Origin of the sequence: Methanoculleus sp., assembly GCF_035363275.1 — an archaeon.
Taxonomy (GTDB): Archaea; Halobacteriota; Methanomicrobia; order Methanomicrobiales; family Methanoculleaceae; genus Methanoculleus.
Genome location: NZ_DAOSET010000006.1, coordinates 1 through 19,502 on the forward strand (window position 1 = coordinate 1; position 19,502 = coordinate 19,502).

The 19,502-nt window shown below is 62.6% G+C and carries 16 protein-coding genes and 1 pseudogene; 8 read left to right on the forward strand and 9 right to left on the reverse strand.

From position 1 onward, the window contains the following. Positions 1-1,232: type I restriction enzyme endonuclease domain-containing protein (locus PLN84_RS01955; RefSeq protein WP_348531875.1), on the forward strand; the 1,232-nt coding region annotated here is incomplete at its 5' end. Next, entirely contained in the window at positions 1,233-1,949 is a 717-nt protein-coding gene (locus tag PLN84_RS01960) for a SprT family zinc-dependent metalloprotease (RefSeq protein ID WP_348531876.1), read from the forward strand. Between the two features lie 135 nt (positions 1,950-2,084). On the opposite strand, the gene PLN84_RS01965 is transcribed toward PLN84_RS01960, so the two are convergent. The 5 genes and pseudogenes from PLN84_RS01965 to PLN84_RS01985 form a co-directional block, all read right to left on the reverse strand. Further along, on the reverse strand, positions 2,085-2,705 hold the full coding sequence (locus tag PLN84_RS01965) for a hypothetical protein (RefSeq protein ID WP_348531877.1): 621 nt from the start codon (positions 2,703-2,705) through the stop codon (positions 2,085-2,087). Between the two features lie 88 nt (positions 2,706-2,793). Then, positions 2,794-3,225: pseudogene (locus tag PLN84_RS01970) on the reverse strand (AAA family ATPase); the annotation flags it as partial. Between the two features lie 167 nt (positions 3,226-3,392). Beyond that, positions 3,393-4,577, reverse strand: a complete 1,185-nt coding sequence (locus PLN84_RS01975; RefSeq protein ID WP_292385913.1) for an inorganic phosphate transporter — start codon at positions 4,575-4,577, stop codon at positions 3,393-3,395. Between the two features lie 5 nt (positions 4,578-4,582). After that, positions 4,583-5,212 (reverse strand): DUF47 family protein, encoded by a 630-nt coding sequence (locus PLN84_RS01980; protein WP_292385915.1) that lies wholly within the window; start codon positions 5,210-5,212, stop codon positions 4,583-4,585. Positions 5,213-5,400: 188 nt separating this feature from the next. Further along, the gene (locus PLN84_RS01985) at positions 5,401-5,709 is read right to left on the reverse strand and encodes a DUF1894 domain-containing protein (protein WP_292385917.1); all 309 of its coding nucleotides are present in this window, start codon (positions 5,707-5,709) and stop codon (positions 5,401-5,403) included. A gap of 232 nt (positions 5,710-5,941) precedes the next feature. On the opposite strand from PLN84_RS01985, the gene PLN84_RS01990 reads away from it, so the two are divergent. Both PLN84_RS01990 and PLN84_RS01995 read left to right on the forward strand, forming a co-directional pair. After that, the gene (locus PLN84_RS01990) at positions 5,942-6,490 is read left to right on the forward strand and encodes a hypothetical protein (RefSeq protein WP_292385919.1); all 549 of its coding nucleotides are present in this window, start codon (positions 5,942-5,944) and stop codon (positions 6,488-6,490) included. Between the two features lie 112 nt (positions 6,491-6,602). Next, entirely contained in the window at positions 6,603-9,242 is a 2,640-nt protein-coding gene (locus PLN84_RS01995; RefSeq protein ID WP_292385921.1) for an aminotransferase class V-fold PLP-dependent enzyme, read from the forward strand. A gap of 640 nt (positions 9,243-9,882) precedes the next feature. Here PLN84_RS01995 and fdhD read toward each other — a convergent pair. The 4 genes from fdhD to fdhF all read right to left on the reverse strand — a co-directional run bounded on the left by fdhD (position 9,883) and on the right by fdhF (position 15,015). Continuing rightward, complete coding sequence (gene fdhD / locus PLN84_RS02000) at positions 9,883-10,617, reverse strand: formate dehydrogenase accessory sulfurtransferase FdhD (protein WP_292385923.1); 735 nt, start codon at positions 10,615-10,617, stop codon at positions 9,883-9,885. A gap of 122 nt (positions 10,618-10,739) precedes the next feature. Continuing rightward, complete coding sequence (locus PLN84_RS02005) at positions 10,740-11,204, reverse strand: VOC family protein (RefSeq protein WP_292385925.1); 465 nt, start codon at positions 11,202-11,204, stop codon at positions 10,740-10,742. Between the two features lie 502 nt (positions 11,205-11,706). Further along, positions 11,707-12,945, reverse strand: coding sequence for a Coenzyme F420 hydrogenase/dehydrogenase, beta subunit C-terminal domain (locus tag PLN84_RS02010; RefSeq protein ID WP_348531878.1), 1,239 nt, complete (start codon positions 12,943-12,945; stop codon positions 11,707-11,709). Next, a complete protein-coding gene (fdhF, locus tag PLN84_RS02015; protein ID WP_292385930.1) occupies positions 12,946-15,015 on the reverse strand; it encodes a formate dehydrogenase subunit alpha in 2,070 nt (689 codons plus the stop codon). A 319-nt stretch (positions 15,016-15,334) separates the two neighbouring features. On the opposite strand from fdhF, the gene PLN84_RS02020 reads away from it, so the two are divergent. From PLN84_RS02020 to PLN84_RS02035, 4 genes are all read left to right on the forward strand, one after another. Next, on the forward strand, positions 15,335-15,976 hold the full coding sequence (locus PLN84_RS02020) for an FmdE family protein (protein ID WP_292385932.1): 642 nt from the start codon (positions 15,335-15,337) through the stop codon (positions 15,974-15,976). Positions 15,977-16,015: 39 nt separating this feature from the next. Beyond that, positions 16,016-16,834 carry a tRNA (N6-threonylcarbamoyladenosine(37)-N6)-methyltransferase TrmO gene (tsaA, locus tag PLN84_RS02025; protein WP_292560050.1) on the forward strand — a complete coding sequence of 273 codons (819 nt, stop codon included), beginning with the start codon at positions 16,016-16,018 and terminating at the stop codon, positions 16,832-16,834. Positions 16,835-16,931: 97 nt separating this feature from the next. Continuing rightward, on the forward strand, positions 16,932-18,800 hold the full coding sequence (locus PLN84_RS02030; RefSeq protein ID WP_292385937.1) for a molybdopterin biosynthesis protein: 1,869 nt from the start codon (positions 16,932-16,934) through the stop codon (positions 18,798-18,800). A gap of 52 nt (positions 18,801-18,852) precedes the next feature. Then, on the forward strand, positions 18,853-19,281 hold the full coding sequence (locus PLN84_RS02035; protein ID WP_292385939.1) for a nuclear transport factor 2 family protein: 429 nt from the start codon (positions 18,853-18,855) through the stop codon (positions 19,279-19,281). Positions 19,282-19,502: the final 221 nt, after the last annotated feature.

Genomic DNA, 19,502 nt, shown 5'->3' on the forward strand with positions numbered 1-19,502 from the left:
AGCGGTTCATCAACGAGCCCGGACAGATGAAACTCCTGATCGTCGTCGACAAACTTCTGACCGGCTTTGACGCCCCGCCGGCGACCTACCTCTACATCGACAAGCAGATGCGCGACCACGGTCTCTTCCAGGCGATCTGCCGCGTGAACCGCCTCGACGGCGAGGACAAGGAGTACGGCTACATCATCGACTACAAAGACCTCTTCCGGTCGCTTGAGAGGTCGATCAAGGACTACACCGGCGAAGCCTTCGGCGGCTTCGACAGAGAGGACGTATCGGGGCTGTTGAAAGACCGCCTGGAGACAGGGCGGGAGCGGCTTGGCGATGCCCTTGAGGCGATCAGGACGTTATGCGAGCCGGTCGAGCCTCCCCGGGACACCCTTGCGTATCAGCATTTCTTCTGTGCGGCCGATACCGCAGATCCCGAAGCGCTCAAGGAGAATGAGCGCAAACGGCTTGCCCTCTACAAACTGACCGCCGCCCTCCTCCGGGCGTATGCCGGCCTGGCGAACGAGATGCACGATGCCGGATACACCGACGCCGAGGCCGCAGAGATCCGGGCCGAGGTCACTCACTACGACAACGTCCGTAAAGAGGTTATGCGGGCAAGCGGCGACTATATCGACCTGAAACTCTACGAGCCGGCCATGCGGCATCTCCTCGATACCTACATCCGGGCCGAAGAGAGCGTTAAGATATCGGCGTTCGACGATATGCCGCTGGTCCAGCTCCTCCTCGAGCGTGGTGCCGATGCCGTAGAGACACTCCCGCCGGGCATACGGCGTGATCGCGAAGCGGTTGCAGAGACCATCGAGAACAACGTCCGCAAACTGATCATCGACGAGACACCGATCAACCCGAAGTACTACGAGAAGATGTCCGAACTGCTGGACGCGCTGATCAGAGAACGCCGGGCACAGGCACTCGGGTACCAGGAATACCTCAAAAAGATCGTCGCACTGACAAAACAGATCAAGCGCCCCGGCGACGGCGCACGGTATCCCGGGACCCTGGACAGTCCTGCAAAACAGGCTCTCTACGATAACCTCGGCGAGGACGAAGCGATCGCGCTCGCGGTCCATGAAGCGGTAACCTTGACCAAACAGGACGACTGGACGCACAACCCCATTAAGACGAAGATGGTCCGTATTGCCATCAAGAAGGTCGTCCAGGACGACGAGAAACTCGACAAGATCCTTGAACTGATCAAAAACCAGCAGGAGTATGCCTGAATGCACCGGATCTCCGTGAATGGCATGCAGGTCGACGTGGTCCGTAAGGACATCCGGAACCTGCATCTCGGGGTATACCCTCCCGAAGGCCGGGTCAGGGTGGCGGCGCCGTTACGCGTGGACGATGAAGCGGTGCGGCTGGCGGTGATCACGAAACTGCCGTGGATCAAACGGCAGCAGACCCGCTTCAGGACCCAGGAACGCCAGAGCCCGCGGGAGTACACCTACCGCGAGACGCACTACTTCCTCGGCAGACGCTACCTGTTAAACGTCATCGAGCATCCGGGCCCGTCCCGGGTCGAGGTGCGTGGTAAGGCAGGGATCGACCTGTACGTTCCGGCAGGAAGCGATGCCGTCAGACGCGAACAGGTCATGCTCAAATGGTACCGAAAAGAACTCAAAGCCTTGATTCCGCCGCTGATCGATACGTGGCAGGAGACGCTCGGGGTGACGGTGGACGACTGGGGAGTAAAAAAGATGAAGACCAAATGGGGCAGTTGTAACATCGAAGCCCGGCGAATCTGGCTGAACCTGGAGCTCGCAAAGAAACCGGCTCAGTGCCTCGAATACGTTGTTGTGCACGAGATGGTGCACCTGCTCGAGCGAAACCACACCGACCGGTTCAGGGAGCTGATGGATCGGTTCATGCCCCAGTGGCGACATTACCGGGATGTGCTGAATCAGGCCCCACTCAGCCACGAGACCTGGTGTTACTGAAAAAACAGTTGATGATCCGGGTGAGTTTGGTGTCAAGGAGAGGCAGGAGATGGTTTTTCTCCACCGGCAGACCAGTCTACCGGCCGACCCTCCACCAGAACGGGTCTTTTATATCGCAAACAGATCCCGCCCCCCTCACCTCCCGCCGACCCCCCGCTTCCCGCAGATCTGCACCACCTTCTCCGGCTCATAGCGCAACGCAACCTCGCTCGTCCTCCCGCCGGCCTGCACCCGGATCAGGTCGACCAATCGCAGCGAGTCAAGTTTTCGCAGTTGCCGGGAGAAGACCGTGTAGCCGACCTTCGGCGTCTCCTCGACCCGGCCGTAGATCGCGCCGGAGACCAGCGGCCCGCTCTCCTCCTGCGAGAGCTCCGCGATCCGCCGGAGCAGCAGCCGCTCGTCCGCCGAGAGCGCCCGGATTGTATAAGCGAGGTGGACGTGCTTTGCCTGCTCGTAGGCCTTCATGATATCCTCCTCGACGACCTCGGTGCGGGCGGCGCACTCCGCGTTCAGCACCGCCCGCTTCACCAGGTCGAGACCCACCCGGACGTCGCCCGACTCCATCGTCTGCTCGACGATGCGGTCGAGCATCTGTACTGAGAAGACGCCGGGGTAGAGCCCGATCCGGATCCGGTCCTGGAGGATGCCCCGGATCTCGTCGGCGTCGTAGGGCGGGAAGTAGATGTCGGAGGGGCGGAACGGCGAGAGGACCCATTTGCTCAGGTCGGCGGCGAGGTCGAGGTCCATGTCGCTCACCGTCGCGAAAACCGCCGCCCGGGTAGTCCTGGTGCAGCCGGAGCAGGGAGTTGACGACGTCGCCGAGCAGGTTGTTGTAGTGGAGCAGGTTCGCGTCGTCCAGGCAGACGATCAGGCTCTTCTCCTGCCGCTGCAGGGCGCCGCCGATCGCGTCCATCACCGACTTGATCGAGATCCCGGTCCGCGCCGGAGCGTGACCGACGATCGCTGCGTAGATCCGGGAGAAGACCATGTACTTCGTCCGGTCGTTCTGGCAGTTCACGTAGACCGGCACGATCTTCTTGGTGGTCTGCTCGAGCTCGGCAAAGATCCGGAGCACGCTGGTCGTCTTCCCGGTCCCGGGCAGACCCCTGCAGATGGCGGAGAGGGCCCGCCCGCCTTCGAGTGCGGGACGGACCTGGTAGGCAAGGTCGTTGAGCTGGCTCTCGCGGTAGTTGAAGAACTCAGGGACGTAATCGATCTCGAAGACATCGATACTCCGGAAGAGTGTCTGGTCGGACATGAGGAGTCGCGTTCTCATACAAAGATCGTCGGGAGATGGTTATTTAAGCGGGAGCCGTGCGCATGGTGAAAGTGAAAAAGAAGTTTTGCCGGAAGACCTTTTGCGCTCATAGCGCTGGTGCTTTGCCCGGCAGAGGGCATTGTGCCTGAAATCCGGTGTGGCCGTTCACCACCCCGCCGGCCCCGTCAGACGATCGGGCCGAAGAGCGCCCGGCCGATGAGGAAACATACCCCGGCCACGATCGCCGCGGCCGGAATGGTCAGGAACCAGGCGATGAGGATCTCGCGGACCACGCCCCACTTGACCGCCGAGTAGCCGCGCGTCGCGCCGACACCCATGATCGCGCCGGTTGTCGCATGGGTCGTCGAGACCGGGACGCCAAAGACATTCATCAGCGACAGGACACCCCCGGCGGAGGTCGATGCGGCAAACCCCTGGTAGGGCCGGATCCTCGTTATCTTGGTGGCCATCTTGTCGATGACCCGCCAGCCCCCGAGGAGGGTACCGACCGAGATGGCAAGCGAAGAGACCAGTATCACCCAGAGCGGGACGGCAAACTCGGAGATCAGCCCGCCGGCAAGGAGCATGGCGGTGATGATGCCCATCGCGTTCTGGGCATCGTTGCCGCCGTGGCCGATCGCCTGGAGTGACCCCGAGAAGATCTGAAGATTTCGAAAGAGGTTTGTCAGGCGCCGCGGAGCATAGTTGCGGAAGACGTAAGTTACGGTGATGCCGAAGATGAACGCGACGATGAACCCAAGCATCGGGGAGACGACGATGAAGATGATGACCCCGAGAATGCCGCTGACACTCAAAAACCCTGTTGCGATGGCGAGCGGGATGACCAGCGTCACCCCGATGAGTCCCCCAACGAGGAGGTTCCACGGCTTGAACTCGCCCCTCCGATGCGCGAACACCCCCGTGGCGACAGCACCGAGGACGGCACCGGCAAGCCCATAGAAGGCGGTCTGCTCAATCATTACCAGCGACGGCCAGATGACCGCTCCTGTCCCGGCACCTGCAATCCCGGCACCAAGGAGCCCCCCGATCAGAGCATGGCTGCTCGATACCGGGATACCGAGAAGAGACGTCGCAAGAACCCAGAGCACCCCGCCGACCAGGGCCATGAAGATCAGCGTCGGCGTAAGGAATGAGGGGTCGACGATCCCTCTTCCGATGGTCGCCGCAATCGCCGTCGTGAAGAGGAGGGGGCCGAGGAGGTTGAAGACCCCTGCGAGAAGGACCGCCTGCAACGGGGTTAAAGCCTTGGTCGCGACGATGGTTGCGATCGAGTTTGCGGCATCGTTCAGGCCGTTTGCGAAGTTAAAAAGAAGAGCGAGAGCGATGCCGAGGATGATGATCGGATCCATGGCAGTCAGGAGTGTCTGATGGCTATGTCGCTCAAGACGTTTGCGACATCCTCGCACTTATCGGTCGCCATCTCCAGGTTTTCGTAGATATCCTTGAGTTTGATGATGGTGATCGCATCATTCGTCTTGAAGAGGTCCATGATAGCATGACCGAGGACGTTATCCGCGACATTCTCCAGGCGGTTCACCTCGATGCACCGCTCTTCGATCAGGCTCGGGTCCTTGATCGACCGTATACTGCTGACGGCCTTCTCGATCTCGATGACGCTCAACTGGATCAGCTTTGCAAGTTCAATCATCGAGTCGTCGGTCTCGGTGATGCCGTAACTGTACATCTGCTGTGCCGTGCCGTCGATGTAGTCGAGAATATCGTCCAGCGCCGATGCGAGACGGGAGATCTCTTCGGGCTCAAGCGGCGTGATGAACGTCCGGTTCAGTTGCTCGTAGATCTGGTGTGAAATATCGTCTCCCTGGTGCTCGATCTGTTTCATCCGGTGACACTGCTCTTTCACGTCCTTGAAATTTTCAACGAACTCAACGAGCAGATCGGCTGCGGAAACGACTGTTTTAGCCATCTCATCGAAGAGGTCAAAAAAAACCTTATCCTGAGGGACTACCCACTCCTTAATGCCCACGATGATCGTTATAAGTTTCTCCCGTCAGGGACTATATATCGATCGGTCCTGCTGCCCGAAAAGAACGGCGGGATACGGCGAAACAGGGGAGGAGGCACCGCAAGCCTCTCAGGTGAGCGCGCCGGCCGGGTACCGGGAACGACTCGTCCGATATGGGGGAACGGTGCGGAGCCGCTCCCGTCGCCCTCTCACTCCGAGATCTTCACGAGGTTGCTGCGGATAAATTCGAGATCCGCGTCCTTTGCCGCGATCTCCAGGAGCACTGTCCCGTAACCGGGGCAGAGTTTCGTAAACGGCAGCAGGACCTTCTTCTTCCGGATCTGGAGCCCTACGAGCATGGGCTTTTGTAAGAGTATCCGGATATCCTTGAAGACAAAGCCCGGCACCATCTCGTAGTATTCCTTGCTGTGCTTTCGCACGTAATCGTTCACCTGATCAGGCGTCACATCCATGAGAAGCACCTGTCCACCCAGGTTGTTTACGCAGCGCGATGCCATTCATAGATAATTCGTATTGTCACGAATAAATCTTTCGCAGATCCCGGGGTCGCCGCCCGACACGGGAGGAACCGGATATCTTGAGAGCATCGCGCCGGTGCTGCTCGAAAGAGCAGGCCTTTACAGATCCGGGGTGCAAGAAAGCCCCCGGCTAAAGCCCGGGGAGAGTGTCAACGGCCGTTGCTGTCCCGGCGAGGGGAAAGGTTATTGTATACCGGGCGGATACTCCGGTATGAAGCCGTATGGCATGCCGGGCTGCTCACCCGGGGTTCGTCTCCTCCTCCTGGCGGCCGTTTCCGCCCTCTTCGTCATTCCCTGCTCCATCTCGGGCGCGACCCCCCCGCTGCTTCCTTCTCTCACCCTCTCGCTATCGAACGACACCCTCTCCGGGAACGAAGACCTTGATATCTTCGTCGTCTGGAGCCGGGACGCGAGTTTCTACCGCCCCCCGGGAAGCGTCGACGTGCTGGTCTACAGGGCCGGCTCGCCGGTTGCAGGGTATACGATCCCGGAAGACGTTCGTACAGCCGCCGATGACAACACCCGGCATTTCCGCGGGGCGATCGCATCCGCGGAGTTGCCGGAGGGGAGGCTCCTGCTCGTCGCCACCGACCCGGTCTCCGGCGCCGAAGCCCGCGCCCCGATCAACGTCACCGAACCGGGCCCGGACTTCTCCAGCACCCGGCTGGCCGGGTCCCTCGACACCGCCTTTCTCCTGGTTGCGGCGGTCCTGCTGGTCGTCCTCGGGGCCGGTCTCAGCCTGCTCGTGCGGCGTCCGTGAGGGGAGGCGGTGCCGCTGCCCGGCTCTTCTCCACCACCTCCTCTCCGCCTGCACCCCGGCGCCCCCCCTCACCGGTTCCCTTAATGTCTGCGGAAAACCAACTATTCTTCAAGTGATACGCGAACCGGCAGTAAAAAAAGTCCTCTACTGGTGCGACCAGTGTAACGTCCCCCTCATCGGGCGCACCTGCGCCTGCAAAGCGAAGGTCCGGGAGATAGAACTCCTGCAGCCGCACGACGTCCGCCCGGCCCTCGCGGCGGATACGGCCCTCATCCGGCGCCTTCTCTCCGAGCAGTTCGGCGATATTCCCCTGCCCCATGTCGTGCTCCTCAACAAGACCGGCGGCGCCGACCGGGCCGACCTGGTGATCGTCCACGGCGACCGGTTCGGCTGGCTCTCGTTCGACCCGGTCACCCGGAAATTCAGCCTCGATATCGCCCCCGAGGCGCTCCCGCACATCCTCCCGTATGCAACAAGAGGCATCATCGATCTCGAGGCCGAGCCCGCCGTGCGTGCACATAAGGGCCGCATCGGCGGGAAACGGTTCCCCCTGGCGGCCGGCGTGCCCGACGGGACGGTCATCGTCGCCTACAAGAACCGGTTCGGCACCGGCGTCGTCAAGGACGGGCAGGTCCGGGTGAAGGAACTCGTCTCCGTCACGCCCTGCTCCCGGCCCGACCCGGGCTGGGAGGTGGTGATCGAGAGGAACCGCTACCACTTAAAGAACCTTGAGCGCAACGCCGTCCGTACCATCAAGAAGCACATGAACGACCGGCCGTGCGCGAACGTCTCGTTCTCCGGCGGCAAGGACAGCACCGCCGTCCGCCACCTCGCCCGGAAGGCGGGGGTGGAGAAGGCGTTCTTCATCGACACCGGGATCGAACTCCCCGAGACCGTGGAGTTCGTGGCGTCACAGGGCGTCGAGATCATCCGGAAAGGCGGCGACTTCTTCCAGGCGGTCGAGAAGGCGGGGCCGCCGGGGAAGGACCACCGCTGGTGCTGCAAACTCTTAAAACTCCACCCCTTAAAGATCTACCTCGCCGAGACCGGCCCCTGCGTCACCATCCAGGGGAACCGCTGGTACGAGTCCTGGAATCGGGCCGACCTTGAGGAGACGAGCCAGAACCCGGCGAACCCCCTGCAACTGAACGTCTCGCCGATCCGGAACTGGCGGGCGCTCGAGGTCTTCCTCTACCTCTGGTGGCAGGAAGTCCCCATGAACCCGCTCTACGAGATGGGTCTTGAGCGGATAGGCTGCTACCTCTGCCCGGCGGCGCTCGAGAGCGAGTACGAGGGGCTCCGGGAGATGCACCCGGAACTGACGGAGCGCTGGGACGAATTCCTTATCAGGTGGGCGGAGAAGACCGGGATGCCGGACGCCTACCACCAGTGGGGGCTCTGGCGATGGCGGGCCCTGCCCCCGAAGATGCGCGAGGTCTGCCGGGAGCGGGGCATCGGCGTGAACGAGGACTTCACCCTGCGGGAAGCTCCCGTGAAGAAGAGAGTGGAGGTGGCAACGACGAAGACGATGAAGACCCGTGAGCCGGCACGGCCGGCAGAGATTGAGTTCACTCCCGATACGATCCGGAAAGACTTCCCGATCCTCGGCGATATCATCTACCTGGACAACGCGGCGACGAGTTTCTCGCCGGAGCCGGTGGTGGAGGCGGCGGTCGAGTTCGAGCACCGTTACCGGGCGAACGTCGGGCGGGGCGTGCACCGCCTGACCCGGATCGCGACGCAGCGTTACTGGCACGCCCACGAGAAGGTGGCCCGGTTCGTCGGCGGGGAGGCGGGGGTGACGGTCTTCACGAAGAACGCCACCGACGCGATCAACATGGTCGCGCAGGGGCTCTCCTGGAAGCCGGGCGACCGCGTGGTGACCACCATCCTCGAGCACCACTCAAACCTCCTCCCCTGGAGGGCGCTTGGAAAGCAGGGGGTCGCGCTCGACGTGATCGGGATCGACGCCGACTATTCGCTCGACCTTGCCGCACTCGAGGAGACCCTGGCCGGGGGCGGTGTCCGGCTCGTCGCCGTCACCCACGCTTCAAACGTCCTCGGCGTGACGACACCGGTCCCCGAGATCGCGGGGCTCTGCCGGGAGCACGGCGCCCTCCTCCTGGTGGACGCCGCACAATCCGCGCCGCACATGCCGCTGGACGTCGCGGAGCTCGGCTGCGACATCCTCTGCTTTGCGGGGCACAAGATGTTCGGGCCGATGGGGACCGGGGTCCTCTGGATGCGGGACCTGCTCTTCGAGCCGCCGACCCTCGGCGGGGGCATGGTCGCGAGCGTGACGGCAGAGGGGCATGTGCCCGCGGAGGGTTACCAGCGCTACGAGGCCGGGACGCCGAACGTCGGCGGCGGGATCGCGCTCGGCGTCGCCGTGGACTACCTCTCGGCGATCGGGATGGAGAAGATCCACCGGCACGAGGAGCGCCTGACCGCCCGGCTGATCGAGGGGCTCTCCGCGATAGACGGGGTCACGGTCTACGCCGGGAGGAATCCGGGTGCCCGGATCGGGGTCGTCTCGTTCACCATCGACGGCGTTCACCCCCAGGAGGCCGCGCAGATGCTCGACGAGGATGCGGATATCCTGGTGCGGTCGGGGCACCACTGCTGCCAGCCGCTGATGGAGCACCTGAACCTCCCGGAGGGGACGGTCCGGGCGAGCATGGCGGCCTTCACGACCGAGCAGGAGATCGACCTTCTGGTTGCGGCCGTCGACGAGATCAGCCGCGGACGGTGAGACGTCTCCTCAATCCTCTAATTTGGTCTGGTCTTCGGCGGCCTCGGGTTTCGGTAAGTGCGACTCGCGACGTTCCAATCAGAATGACCCTCCTGCAGTACACGAGTCCGAGATGATTGGGCTTCTCGGGTACAAGAGTCTGAACACTGCCGGATTTTATTTTAAGCACACGCAGTGACCGGAGCGAGAGAAAATTCCCATGCAGTGGACCGTGGGGGATTCGCCATTAGGGGAACGACGCTCCGGAGAACGACTGTCCGTAGGACAGGAGTTTGAGAAGACCGGAGGTCTTCGAAGAGCGGAGTTCGAGCACCGAAGGTGCGAGGAGGGGCTGACGAGGAGTGCGATGCTCCGAAGGAGCGGAGCTTGAGCACCGACAGGTGCGAGGGGGGCATGCCCCCTCCCCTGTCTCTCCCTCATAAGACTATATCTGTAACCCCCCCACCGCCCGCGCTTCGCGCTCCTCCCGCCCCCGGAGGGGGGCGGGCAGTGCGTGGCGATAACCGGGGGGAAGCCGTGCACGGTTCTTCCAGGGATCTCTCTATGCAGTGGACCGTGGAGGGTGCGCACCTGTCGGTGCTCACGCTCCTGCCCCCGCGCCTAATGGTGCTCAAGTTCCGTTCCTCTGGAACGTCGCACCCTACGGCCCGTCGCACCCTTCAATCCTCTCCGGATGCGTATAGACCGCCATCTCCGGCGTCCCGGCAGAACCGACGATGGCAAGGCCGGTCTCTTCCGCAACCTCCACGGCAAGCGCGGTCGGGGGACCGGTGGAGACCAGCACCGGGATGTTTGCGACGAGGCACTTCCTGACCATCTCGGAGGTGACCGTCCCGGTGCCGACGGCAACCGTCCGGGAGAAGTCAAGACCGTCACGCAGCCCTCGACCGATCACCCTGTCGAGGGCGTTGTGCCGGTCGATGTCCTCGGAGCGGGCGGCGATGTGGCCGCCGTCGATGAGGGCGATCACCTCGATCATGCCGGGCGCGGGGAGGGCGGTGACGGCTTTTTCGAGCTCCGGGATGGAGACCGTACGATCGGAGTGGATCGCGGGCAGTTTCTGGGTGTCGATGTAGGAGACGGCCCCCCCGCACCCCGAGAGGATGGTCTTTTTTACGCTGACCCGCTTGAAGATGTTCGTCGTGAGGACGCTTATCCGGTTCTCCTCGACCCTGACCGACTCGATCTCGTCCGCGCTCCGGATGATCTCTTCGGTGTAGAGGTAGCCGGTGACGAAGTCTTGAAGTCCGGTCGGGCTCAGGATCACCGTCGTCAGGTGCCGGCCGTTGACGAAGATCGCCACCGGCGCCTCCTCGGCGGCATCCAGGGCGATCTTTCCGCCGCCAATGCGGATGCAGGCAATTTTCTTGAACATAGGTCCTCACTTCACGTATGCCGGACGCGCCGCCGGATCACTCCGGGGCGGGATCGATTCTCTGGAGAGATCGTGCACGGGAGAGGACTAGACGATACCGGTGGTCGTCCCCGGCGCACCGTTCATGCACACTGCCGGACGAACTCCTCGGGCATCGAGGTGCGCCGTGCGGTCTCTTCGACCGAGAACCCTCTCGCAAGGAACCTCCTTACCACGCTCTCCATGGGTTCCCCGACCTCGATGATATGCATATCGGGGTCGTAGAGCCTGACGGCCCGCTGCCCCCAGGGCTGCTCTACCACGCCGTGGACGTACTTCACGGAGTCCATCCCGTTGAGCCGTTCAAGAAAGGCGTCCAGGTCGTCCTCCTCGAAGTAGAGTTCAGCGTTCTTCGGCCCCCGAAGGATATCGTCCTCATCGACGCCGATGAGATCCGCAAAATGCGACCGGAGGTGGATCGCAAAGCCGCCCTCGAACGACACGTTCTCGCCGAGATCGTAGCCGACCTTCTGGCCCAGCACCTCCTCATAGAAGGCCCTGGAGACCTCCATGTCACGAACAACAATAAGCGGGCACACAAACTTCATACGTATTCTGCTCCGTATCCCGGGCGTTCGCCGGTAACTCCCGCATGAGACAGACGGCCCCACAACCCATCGGGCCTCCGGCTGCTCCTGATAATCCCGTAGGAGGTTGTGATAGTTCAGTCTTTTGATTGCCGGTTCTCCCGCTGTGCAGAGAAAAATCCATGCAAAAACGTCGGTAAAAGCACAGAAGAGGTTTTTGCGGCTGTCCGGCAGCGGGAGAGAGCGTCGCTCTCTCCCCCACCTCCGGGCGTTGCCTGGAGCCTTAGCACCCCGACACGGGCGCAAATGAGGTTTTTATGGAACTCAAGTAGGTTGGTTAACGGGCGTTAGACGCCCGGCCGGTTCCGGCCGGGCGCATCCTTTGCTCGAACTCCGCCTGCCCCGAGGGGCACGCGTCGTCGCTCGAAAACGCTTCGCGTTTTCTCAGACTCCGTTCCTGATGGAACGTCGTTACTCGCACCTTCGGTGCTCGAACTCCGCCTGCCCCGAGGGGCACGCGTCGTTACTTAAACACGTCGTAGATCTGGTCGCTGCCGGTCTCAAAGAGGCGCTGGCGTTCGGCCTGCTCCTCAACGAGCGCAAGCACCGGGAGATCCATATCCACACCCGGGGTGTGGCCGAACATCCGCTCCATGTCCACCTGCAGGGCGTGCATGTAGAGCGAGTTCGCGATCTCCATCGGGCAGGTCTCCTCGCACTGGCCGCAGTTGACACAGGAGTCCGCCACGTGGGCGTAGCGGATCAGGTGGAACATGAACGGCACGGGGAGCACACCCGGCGGGACCAGGTAGGGCTTCTTCGTGCTGCACTCGACGCAGTAGCAGATCGGGCAGTTCTCGATACAGGCGTAGCACTTGGTGCACCGGCTCGAGTCCTCCATCATCGTCTGGAGGCGCTCCTTGCCCTCGCCGAGGGCCTCGAAGTAGCGGGCCCGCCACTTGTCGCCGAGCTTCAGCATCGCGTTCTCGACCTTGCCGCGGATCTCGATCCCCTTCGGGTTCGCGGGCTCGGAGGCGATCGCTCCGGCCTTCACGGCGGCATCGAGGAGGTTCGCGCCCTTCTCGGAGCAGACCTCAACGAACGTGGCCTTGCCGGCCTTGTCACCGATGACACCCCAGTTACCGCAGGCGAGGTCTGCCTGGCGGGGGACCTTCATCTTGCAGCGGCGGCAGTTCGAGCGGCGGCCGAAGCCTTCTTCCTCGAGCTCGTCCATCGAGATGCCCTTGTGCTGGCCGTCCTTCGTGACGATGATGAACTGGCCCTTGTCGATCTCTTCCTTGACGACGTCGTTGGGGTCGACCCCGAACTTCTCGCGGATCATCTTCCGGGCGAGGACCGGGCTGACCGAACCGCCGCAGTTGACGCCGATCATGAGGAGGTTGTCCAGGTTGACCTGGTTGCGCTTCGCGAGTTCGTAGAGACCCATCGCGTCGCAGCCCTTCACCGTCACCCCGAGGCGCATGTTCTCGGCGCCGTCGAGGTACTTCTTGACCAGCTTCGCGAGCAGGAGCGTTCCGCAGTGGAGCGAACCTGCCGTCTGTCCGATCTCGGCGGGGTCGGTGATGATCGTGGGGACCGCATCGTAGAGGTCCACGCCCTTCTTGACCGCCAGAACGGCGTCGACGATCTTGTTTTCGAGGGCATACTTGAGAAGCCCGGTCACCGCGCCGCCGCATTCCGCGACCTTCGCGATATCGGGGCTCGTCGTCCAGGCGTATACCATATCTCCCTTTGCTACCATTTACTGCACCCCCGTGATCTTCTCGACGGCAACCGCACTGTGCTTCAACTCCGGCATCTTGGAGAGCGGGTCGAGAGCGGTGTTCGTCAGCTGGTTCACAGATCCAACCCCGCCAAAGTGCATCGTCATCATCAGCACCCCGGGCGCGACCTCATCGGTCACCCTGGCAAGAGCCTCTGCCTGCCCGCGCCTGCCCCGGAGCCGGATCTTCTCTCCGTTCTGGATCTTCAGCCGTGCTGCATCTTCGTTGTTGATCTGCACGTAGGCTTCCGGCACCTCCTGGTGGAGGATCTTCGCCCGGCCGGTCTGGGTCCGGGTGTGGTAGTGGAAGATCAGACGTCCGGTCATCAGAGTGAACGGATACTCGGCGTCGGCGACCTCCGCGGGCGGCCGGTGCTCGAGACCGAAGAAGTGTCCGAGACCGTCGGCCGACGAGAACTTCTCGCGGTGCAGGATGGGAGTTCCCGGGTGCTCGAGGGTCGGGCAGGGCCAGTGGACGGACTCGGGCTTCTCCATCCTCTCGTAGGAGATGCCGGCCATCGACGGGGTGACCCGCCGCATGTCGTCCCAGATGTCCTCCGGCGAGTTGAAGTCAAAGCCGTTGAGATTGAGCTTGTGGGCGAGATCGACGAAGATCTGCCAGTCTTCCTTTGCATCGCCCGGGGTCTCGACGGCCTTCCTGATACGGTTGACACGCCGCTCGCCGCTGGTGAACGTCCCGTCCTTCTCGGCGAAGGATGCGCCGGGCAGGATGACGTCGGCATACTGTGCCGTCTCGGTCATGAAGATGTCCTGCACGACCAGGAAGTCGAGTTTCTCAAGCGACCGCATCACGTGGTTCGAGTCGGGGTAGGAGACGACGGGGTTCAACGCGAAGATGTACATCGCTCTTATCGGGTCGCCGCACTGGGTGATCTGTTCGGTCAGGGTCACGCCGTACTCGCTTGCAAGCCCGGTGACACCCCAGAGTTCTTCCATGCGCTTCCTGGTGGCGTCGTCCTCGCACTTCTGGTAGCCGGAGAAGACGTTCGGATACGCACCCATGTCGCAGGCGCCCTGGACGTTGTTCTGTCCACGGAGGGGGTTGACACCGACTCCCGGCCTGCCGACGTTGCCGGTGAGCATCGCGAGGTTTCCAAGCGACCGGACGTTGTCCGTGCCGGTCGAGAGTTCCGTGATGCCGAGACAGTAGATGATCACCGCGTTGTTGGCATTGGCGTATATCCGGGCGATCTCCTTGACCCGCTCGGTCGGAACGCCGGTGATCGACTCGACCTCGGCATACTTCTCGACGGTCTTCTTCAATTCGTCGAACCCGCTCGTCCGCTTCTCGATGAACTCCTTGTCATGGAGGTTCTCCTGGATGATCCAGTACATGATCGAGTTGATCAGGGCGATGTTGGTCGAGGGGTTGTAGCGGACCCACTCATCGGCGAGGCGCGCCGTGGGCGTGTAGCGCGGGTCGCAGACGACGATCTTCTTGCCCGCCTTCTTGGCCTGGACAATCCGGCGGCCGGCGAGCGGGTGCGCCTCGATGGTGTTCGCGCCGATCATGAAGATGACGTCCGCGTTCAGGACATCCTCAAAGGGGTTCGTCGCGGCACCGGAGCCGAATGAGAGCGAGAGCCCCGCGACGGACGGCCCGTGGCAGATGCGCGCGCAGTTGTCGATGTTGTTGGTCTTGAAGGCCACCCGCGCGAGTTTCTGCATGATGTAGCACTCCTCGTTCGGGGTCCGGCACGAGACCTGGAAACCGAGCGATTTCGGTCCGTACTTCTCGCTGGTCTCCTTGAACTTCGAGGCGATCAGGTCATAGGCCTCGTCCCAGGTTGCCTCCTCGAACTTGCCGTTCTTCTTGATGAGGGGCTTTGTCAGCCGGTCGGGGCTCTGCACGAACTCCCAGCAGGTGACTCCCTTGGGGCAGAGTTTTCCTTCGTTAATCGGGCTCCTCTTGAGAGGTTCGACCCCTACGAGTTTGCCGTCGTTCACCACAAGGTTGAGTCCACACCCTACACCGCAATAGGGGCAGGTCGTGGGAACGTAGCGTAACTTTCCACTGGTTTCTGTCATTCACATTCTCCCGGTTGTTGCATTCAACGTCGGTTGCCAAGCATGCCAGGAATGGATGGACATGCTCACATTAGGTTTACTCAACTCGATAGTATATAAATTTAAACTTATTGCATTAACTATAGCCAATATATTAGGTCGTATAATTGATATCAATAAACCCATAATCCCTGTATACAATGTAGTCTCGACAATGTTCCTTATTATGCGATAATACGATGTTAAATTGGTAATATGCCGTATCTGCCCCAAATGAGTTAACTAAATATTATTTACTTGGCCAAAATATTTACTACTACCTTTGACTAAATACTCTTCCATGCAACCGAGACTGAATCACACATGGGAGGACATCGAGGCCCGGCTCAGGTCGAAAGGCTCCACCCCGGAGTTAATCGATCACTTCCGGAGATGCATCGAATTTCACACCTTTGCGGCCCCCGGGCTCCTGGTCGGGGTCTATATGGTGGATTATGCCCTGGAACTCCTGAACCCTCCTAACGACGAGAAGGTTTACGCCGTCTGCGAGACCATGAAGTGCCTGCCCGACCCCCTGCAGGTGATCGCTCACTGCACGACCGGCAACCACCGCCTCCGGGTGCTCCCGATCGGGAAGTTCGCCATCACCATGAACGGCCCGGCCGAAGCCCCGTACGTGAACGGGATCCGGATCTTCGTCGACGGCGAGAAGATCGGACGGTACCCGACGTTCGCCCTGTGGTACACCAAAGACCCCCTCTTCGACCCGAGAACCCGCGGCATCGCGCTGATCGACGAGATCATCGACGCAGGACGCGACTTCCTCTCCTGCGAGAACGTACGGGTGAAAGTTCCCCAGAAGTGGCCCTGGCGATCCGCGATCTGCAACATCTGCGGCGAGATGGTCCCCGACCATATGCTCGTCAACGGGGCATGCTCCGACTGCCGGTCCCAGTCCTACTACGAGAAGGTAGCGTACTGAGAGAAAGGGCTTAATCCCCGTCGCCGCAGCATGCACCGCATGGAACTCGTCCCTATCGGGCTCGTGCATTCAAGCATCCGTTCCCGCAACGATATGCCGGTCCAGGGCGTGGATGCCGAGGTGGAGGTCTATCCCGACTACGCCGGGGCGCTCTCCGGCATCGAGGAGAACTCGCACCTGCTCCTGGTCTGCTGGCTCCATGAGGCGGACCGGGGAGTCCTGAAGGCGGTGGCCCGGAAAGTCTCCCACGATCTCCCGGAGAAGGGCGTCTTTGCCCTTCGTTCCCCGGCGCGGCCGAACCCCCTCTCTGTCTCGGTGGTCAGGCTGCGCAGTGTGCGGGAAGGGCGGTTCCTCCTGCTCGCAAACGTCGACCTGATCGACGGGACGCCGGTGCTCGACCTCAAGCCCTACCAGGCAGGGTGGGACTGCGTCTTCTCGGCGACCGGCCACGACCGGACGGAGAAGATCCGGAAGATGGGCCCCGGCGAGTACCGGGAAGGCCTCATCCGCGAGGCCGTGAACTATCACGGGGAACTCTGTCCGGGCGTGGCGGTCGCGGTGCGGATGGCGGAGGCGGCGATGCGTATCGTTGAAAGCGACCTGCGGAATCCACGAGTCTCGGTCACGCTCGGCACCGATCCCTGTATCGCCGACGCATTCATCGGGATCACCGGCGCGCGCCCTGGAAACCGCCGGCTGCGGTGTTCGGGAGGAGACTGCTATGTCGTCGCCGGTCCGGAGAGGGAGGTGATCTTCCGTCTCCGGACCGTGCCGGAAGACACCGGGGAGATCCTCGCATGCAGCGAGTCTTCGCTCTTCGATTGCGAGCTTCGCTCCCCGTCGCCAGCCGAAAGATGAATGATAACCTCCGGCCGTTTTACGACCGGTCATCCTGTACAACCGGGACTGAGGCCGGAGAATACCCGTCCCGGCATCCCATCAAGGAGTCAAGAGTATGCCACGCCGGTACCTGAATCTTACCCCGCTCCCGGAAGCGCTCGCGGCCATGCGGCAGGCGTTTCCCCCAGGAAACCATGCCGAGACCGTGCCGCTACGCGAGGCTGTCGGGAGAGTGACGGCCGAGCCCGTATATGCGATGCGCTCGGTTCCCGAGATCGATATCGCAAAGTTCGACGGCTACGCGGTCAAAAGCAGGGAGACCCGGGGGGCACAGGACCGGCGCCCTCTACCTCTCACGGAGTGCGTCCGCATCAATACCGGCGAGATTATTCCCCCGTCGTTTGACGCCGTCATCATGATCGAGGATACCTGGGACGAGGACGGCACCATCCGGATCCGGAAGTCCGCGGCATCCGGACAGCACGTCCGGCACGCGGGCGAGGATATCCGTGCAGGGGAACTCGTCCTCCCGAACGGCCACCGGGTCAGGCCGTTCGACCTCGGTGCGCTCGCGACCTACGGCGTAACCCATCTCTCCGTCCGGTCGATCCGTGCCGGGATCGTCCCGACGGGGAGCGATCTCGTTCCCCTTGGTCTTCCCCCCGCGCCCGGCCAGACGATCGAGACGAACACCCTCATGGCGGAGGCTTACCTCTCGCGGATGGGAGCGACCTGCCGCCGCTACCCTATCGTCCCCGACGACCCGGACCTGATCCGGGAAGCGCTCGCAGAAGCCGTCGCGGAGAACGATCTCGTCATCCTCTCGGCAGGCTCGTCGGCCGGCACCCGGGACTTCTCCCGGGACGTCGTCGGCACGCTCGGCGAGATCGTCTTCCACGGGATCGCGATCAGGCCGGGGAAACCGGTGCTGCTTGCGAAGGTCGACGGCAAGCCGGTCCTCGGCATGCCGGGATACCCTGTCGCCGCACAGACCATCCTTCGCGAGATAGCCGGGGATCTCCTTTCCTGGTGGGGGCTCTCGCCGGTCCCGGACGAGGAGCTGGTTGTCCGGTTATCACGGCGGCTGGCGTCCGATCCGGGATACGATGAGTTCGTCCCGGTCTCGATCGGGCGGGTTGCCGGCACCTGCTATGCGACCCCGCATCCCCGGGGCGGCGGGATCCAGATGGCGGTGGTCCGGGCGAACGGCTACCTCCACATCCCGGCCGTTCGCGAGGGGCTCGAGGCGGGAGAGGAGGTGCACGTCCGGCTCACCGTTCCGCTCTCCGCGATCGACCGCACGATAGTCTGCGTCGGCCCGCGCGATCCCGCCCTCGCGGAACTCGGTAACTGCCTCTCGGATGCCGGCTACCTGCTCCACTGCTGCAACGCCTCGACGATCGGGGCGGTGCTCGCCCTGAGGGCGAATACCTGCCATGCTGCTACGGTATCGCTCCCGGAGACCGGAACTGCCTGGAACGACCTCGTCCTCCGGTACCTGCCGGACGCGGAGCTCCTCAGGGTGCAGGTGGCCCGGACGGAACTCGGGATCGCCTCGGCCCGCGACCTCGGTCCCGGCGACCCCAAAACGCTCCGGTTCGTCAACCGCCCGAAGGGCACGGCGGCACGGGTCCTCTTTGATGCGTGGCTGGACCGGCAGGGCATCGAGCCGGCGACAGTCACCGGATACGAGAACGAGGTGCGGACGCACGGGGCCGTCGCCGCGGCCATCGGCAACGGGCGTGCAGATGCAGGCGTCTGCCCGGCCCGCACGGCAGAGGAGGCGGGGCTCCGGTTCACCTCGATCGGATACGAGTCGTGCAACCTGGTGATCCGGAGAGAACTTGTCGCGGACGAGCGCATTGCAAACCTCGTCCGGGCCGCCCGGTCACCGGGATTCCGGGCGTTTCTCCGGGCGGCCGGAAGGGACCGCACCGATCCCGAACCCCCGGACGGAGCCTCACGCGGTGCGCTTCCGGCCTGAGCCGGCGCACCTGCTCAAAAAGCATATCTCCCCTTCGATAAGACTACTCTTCATGCGAGTCAGCGAACAGACACAGAACCAGATCCTGGCGGTGCTCCGGCGGCTGGAGGAGGCTACGGGGAAGAAAGATATCGAGAGCATCATGGCCTTCACCGCTCCCGACTTCTTCGGTCTCGGAACCGGCGCCGACGAGAAGGCGATCGGGCGGGAGGCGTATCGCCGGCACCTCGAGCGTGACTTCGCGCAGGCGGAGACAGTCTCGCTCGACCTCTCCGATATCCAGATCGGTGCCGAGGGGACGGTCGCCTGGGTCATGGCCGATATGGCCTACCGCTTCGTCGCCGGGGGTGTCCCGCAGACCCTGAACGGGCGGATGACGGCGGTGCTCCGCGGGACGGGCCACGCGTGGATCTTTGCCCACCTGCACTACTCCATCCCGGCAGAGGGCCAGGAGGCCGGGCAGTCGTATCCGGCGGCGTAACTATTTTTGCTCTATTGAGCGCCGGTCTGGATCTCGGATGCGGTAAACAAGACAGGTGAAGCAGGGAACTACCACCACCTGTCCTCTCGCGAGTCGCAACTCGCACCTAACGGTGCTCCCGCTCCGTTCCTTCGGAACATCGCGTATAGAGACAGGGTATCACGAGTCGCACCTAACGGTGCTCCCGCTCCGTTCCTTCGGAACATCGCGTATAGAGACAG

Excerpts from the sequence above, each read along its gene's own strand:
- PLN84_RS02005 (WP_292385925.1), bottom strand. The coding sequence starts at position 11,204 with ATGAAGTTTGTGTGCCCGCTTATTGTTGTTCGTGACATGGAGGTCTCC.
- PLN84_RS02035 (WP_292385939.1), top strand. The coding sequence starts at position 18,853 with ATGCGAGTCAGCGAACAGACACAGAACCAGATCCTGGCGGTGCTCCGG.
- fdhF (WP_292385930.1), bottom strand. The coding sequence starts at position 15,015 with ATGACAGAAACCAGTGGAAAGTTACGCTACGTTCCCACGACCTGCCCC.
- PLN84_RS01975 (WP_292385913.1), bottom strand. The coding sequence starts at position 4,577 with ATGGATCCGATCATCATCCTCGGCATCGCTCTCGCTCTTCTTTTTAAC.
- PLN84_RS01990 (WP_292385919.1), top strand. The coding sequence starts at position 5,942 with ATGAAGCCGTATGGCATGCCGGGCTGCTCACCCGGGGTTCGTCTCCTC.
- PLN84_RS02030 (WP_292385937.1), top strand. The coding sequence starts at position 16,932 with ATGCCACGCCGGTACCTGAATCTTACCCCGCTCCCGGAAGCGCTCGCG.
- PLN84_RS01960 (WP_348531876.1), top strand. The coding sequence starts at position 1,233 with ATGCACCGGATCTCCGTGAATGGCATGCAGGTCGACGTGGTCCGTAAG.
- PLN84_RS01985 (WP_292385917.1), bottom strand. The coding sequence starts at position 5,709 with ATGGCATCGCGCTGCGTAAACAACCTGGGTGGACAGGTGCTTCTCATG.
- PLN84_RS02010 (WP_348531878.1), bottom strand. The coding sequence starts at position 12,945 with ATGGTAGCAAAGGGAGATATGGTATACGCCTGGACGACGAGCCCCGAT.
- fdhD (WP_292385923.1), bottom strand. The coding sequence starts at position 10,617 with ATGTTCAAGAAAATTGCCTGCATCCGCATTGGCGGCGGAAAGATCGCC.
- tsaA (WP_292560050.1), top strand. The coding sequence starts at position 16,016 with ATGGAACTCGTCCCTATCGGGCTCGTGCATTCAAGCATCCGTTCCCGC.
- PLN84_RS02020 (WP_292385932.1), top strand. The coding sequence starts at position 15,335 with ATGCAACCGAGACTGAATCACACATGGGAGGACATCGAGGCCCGGCTC.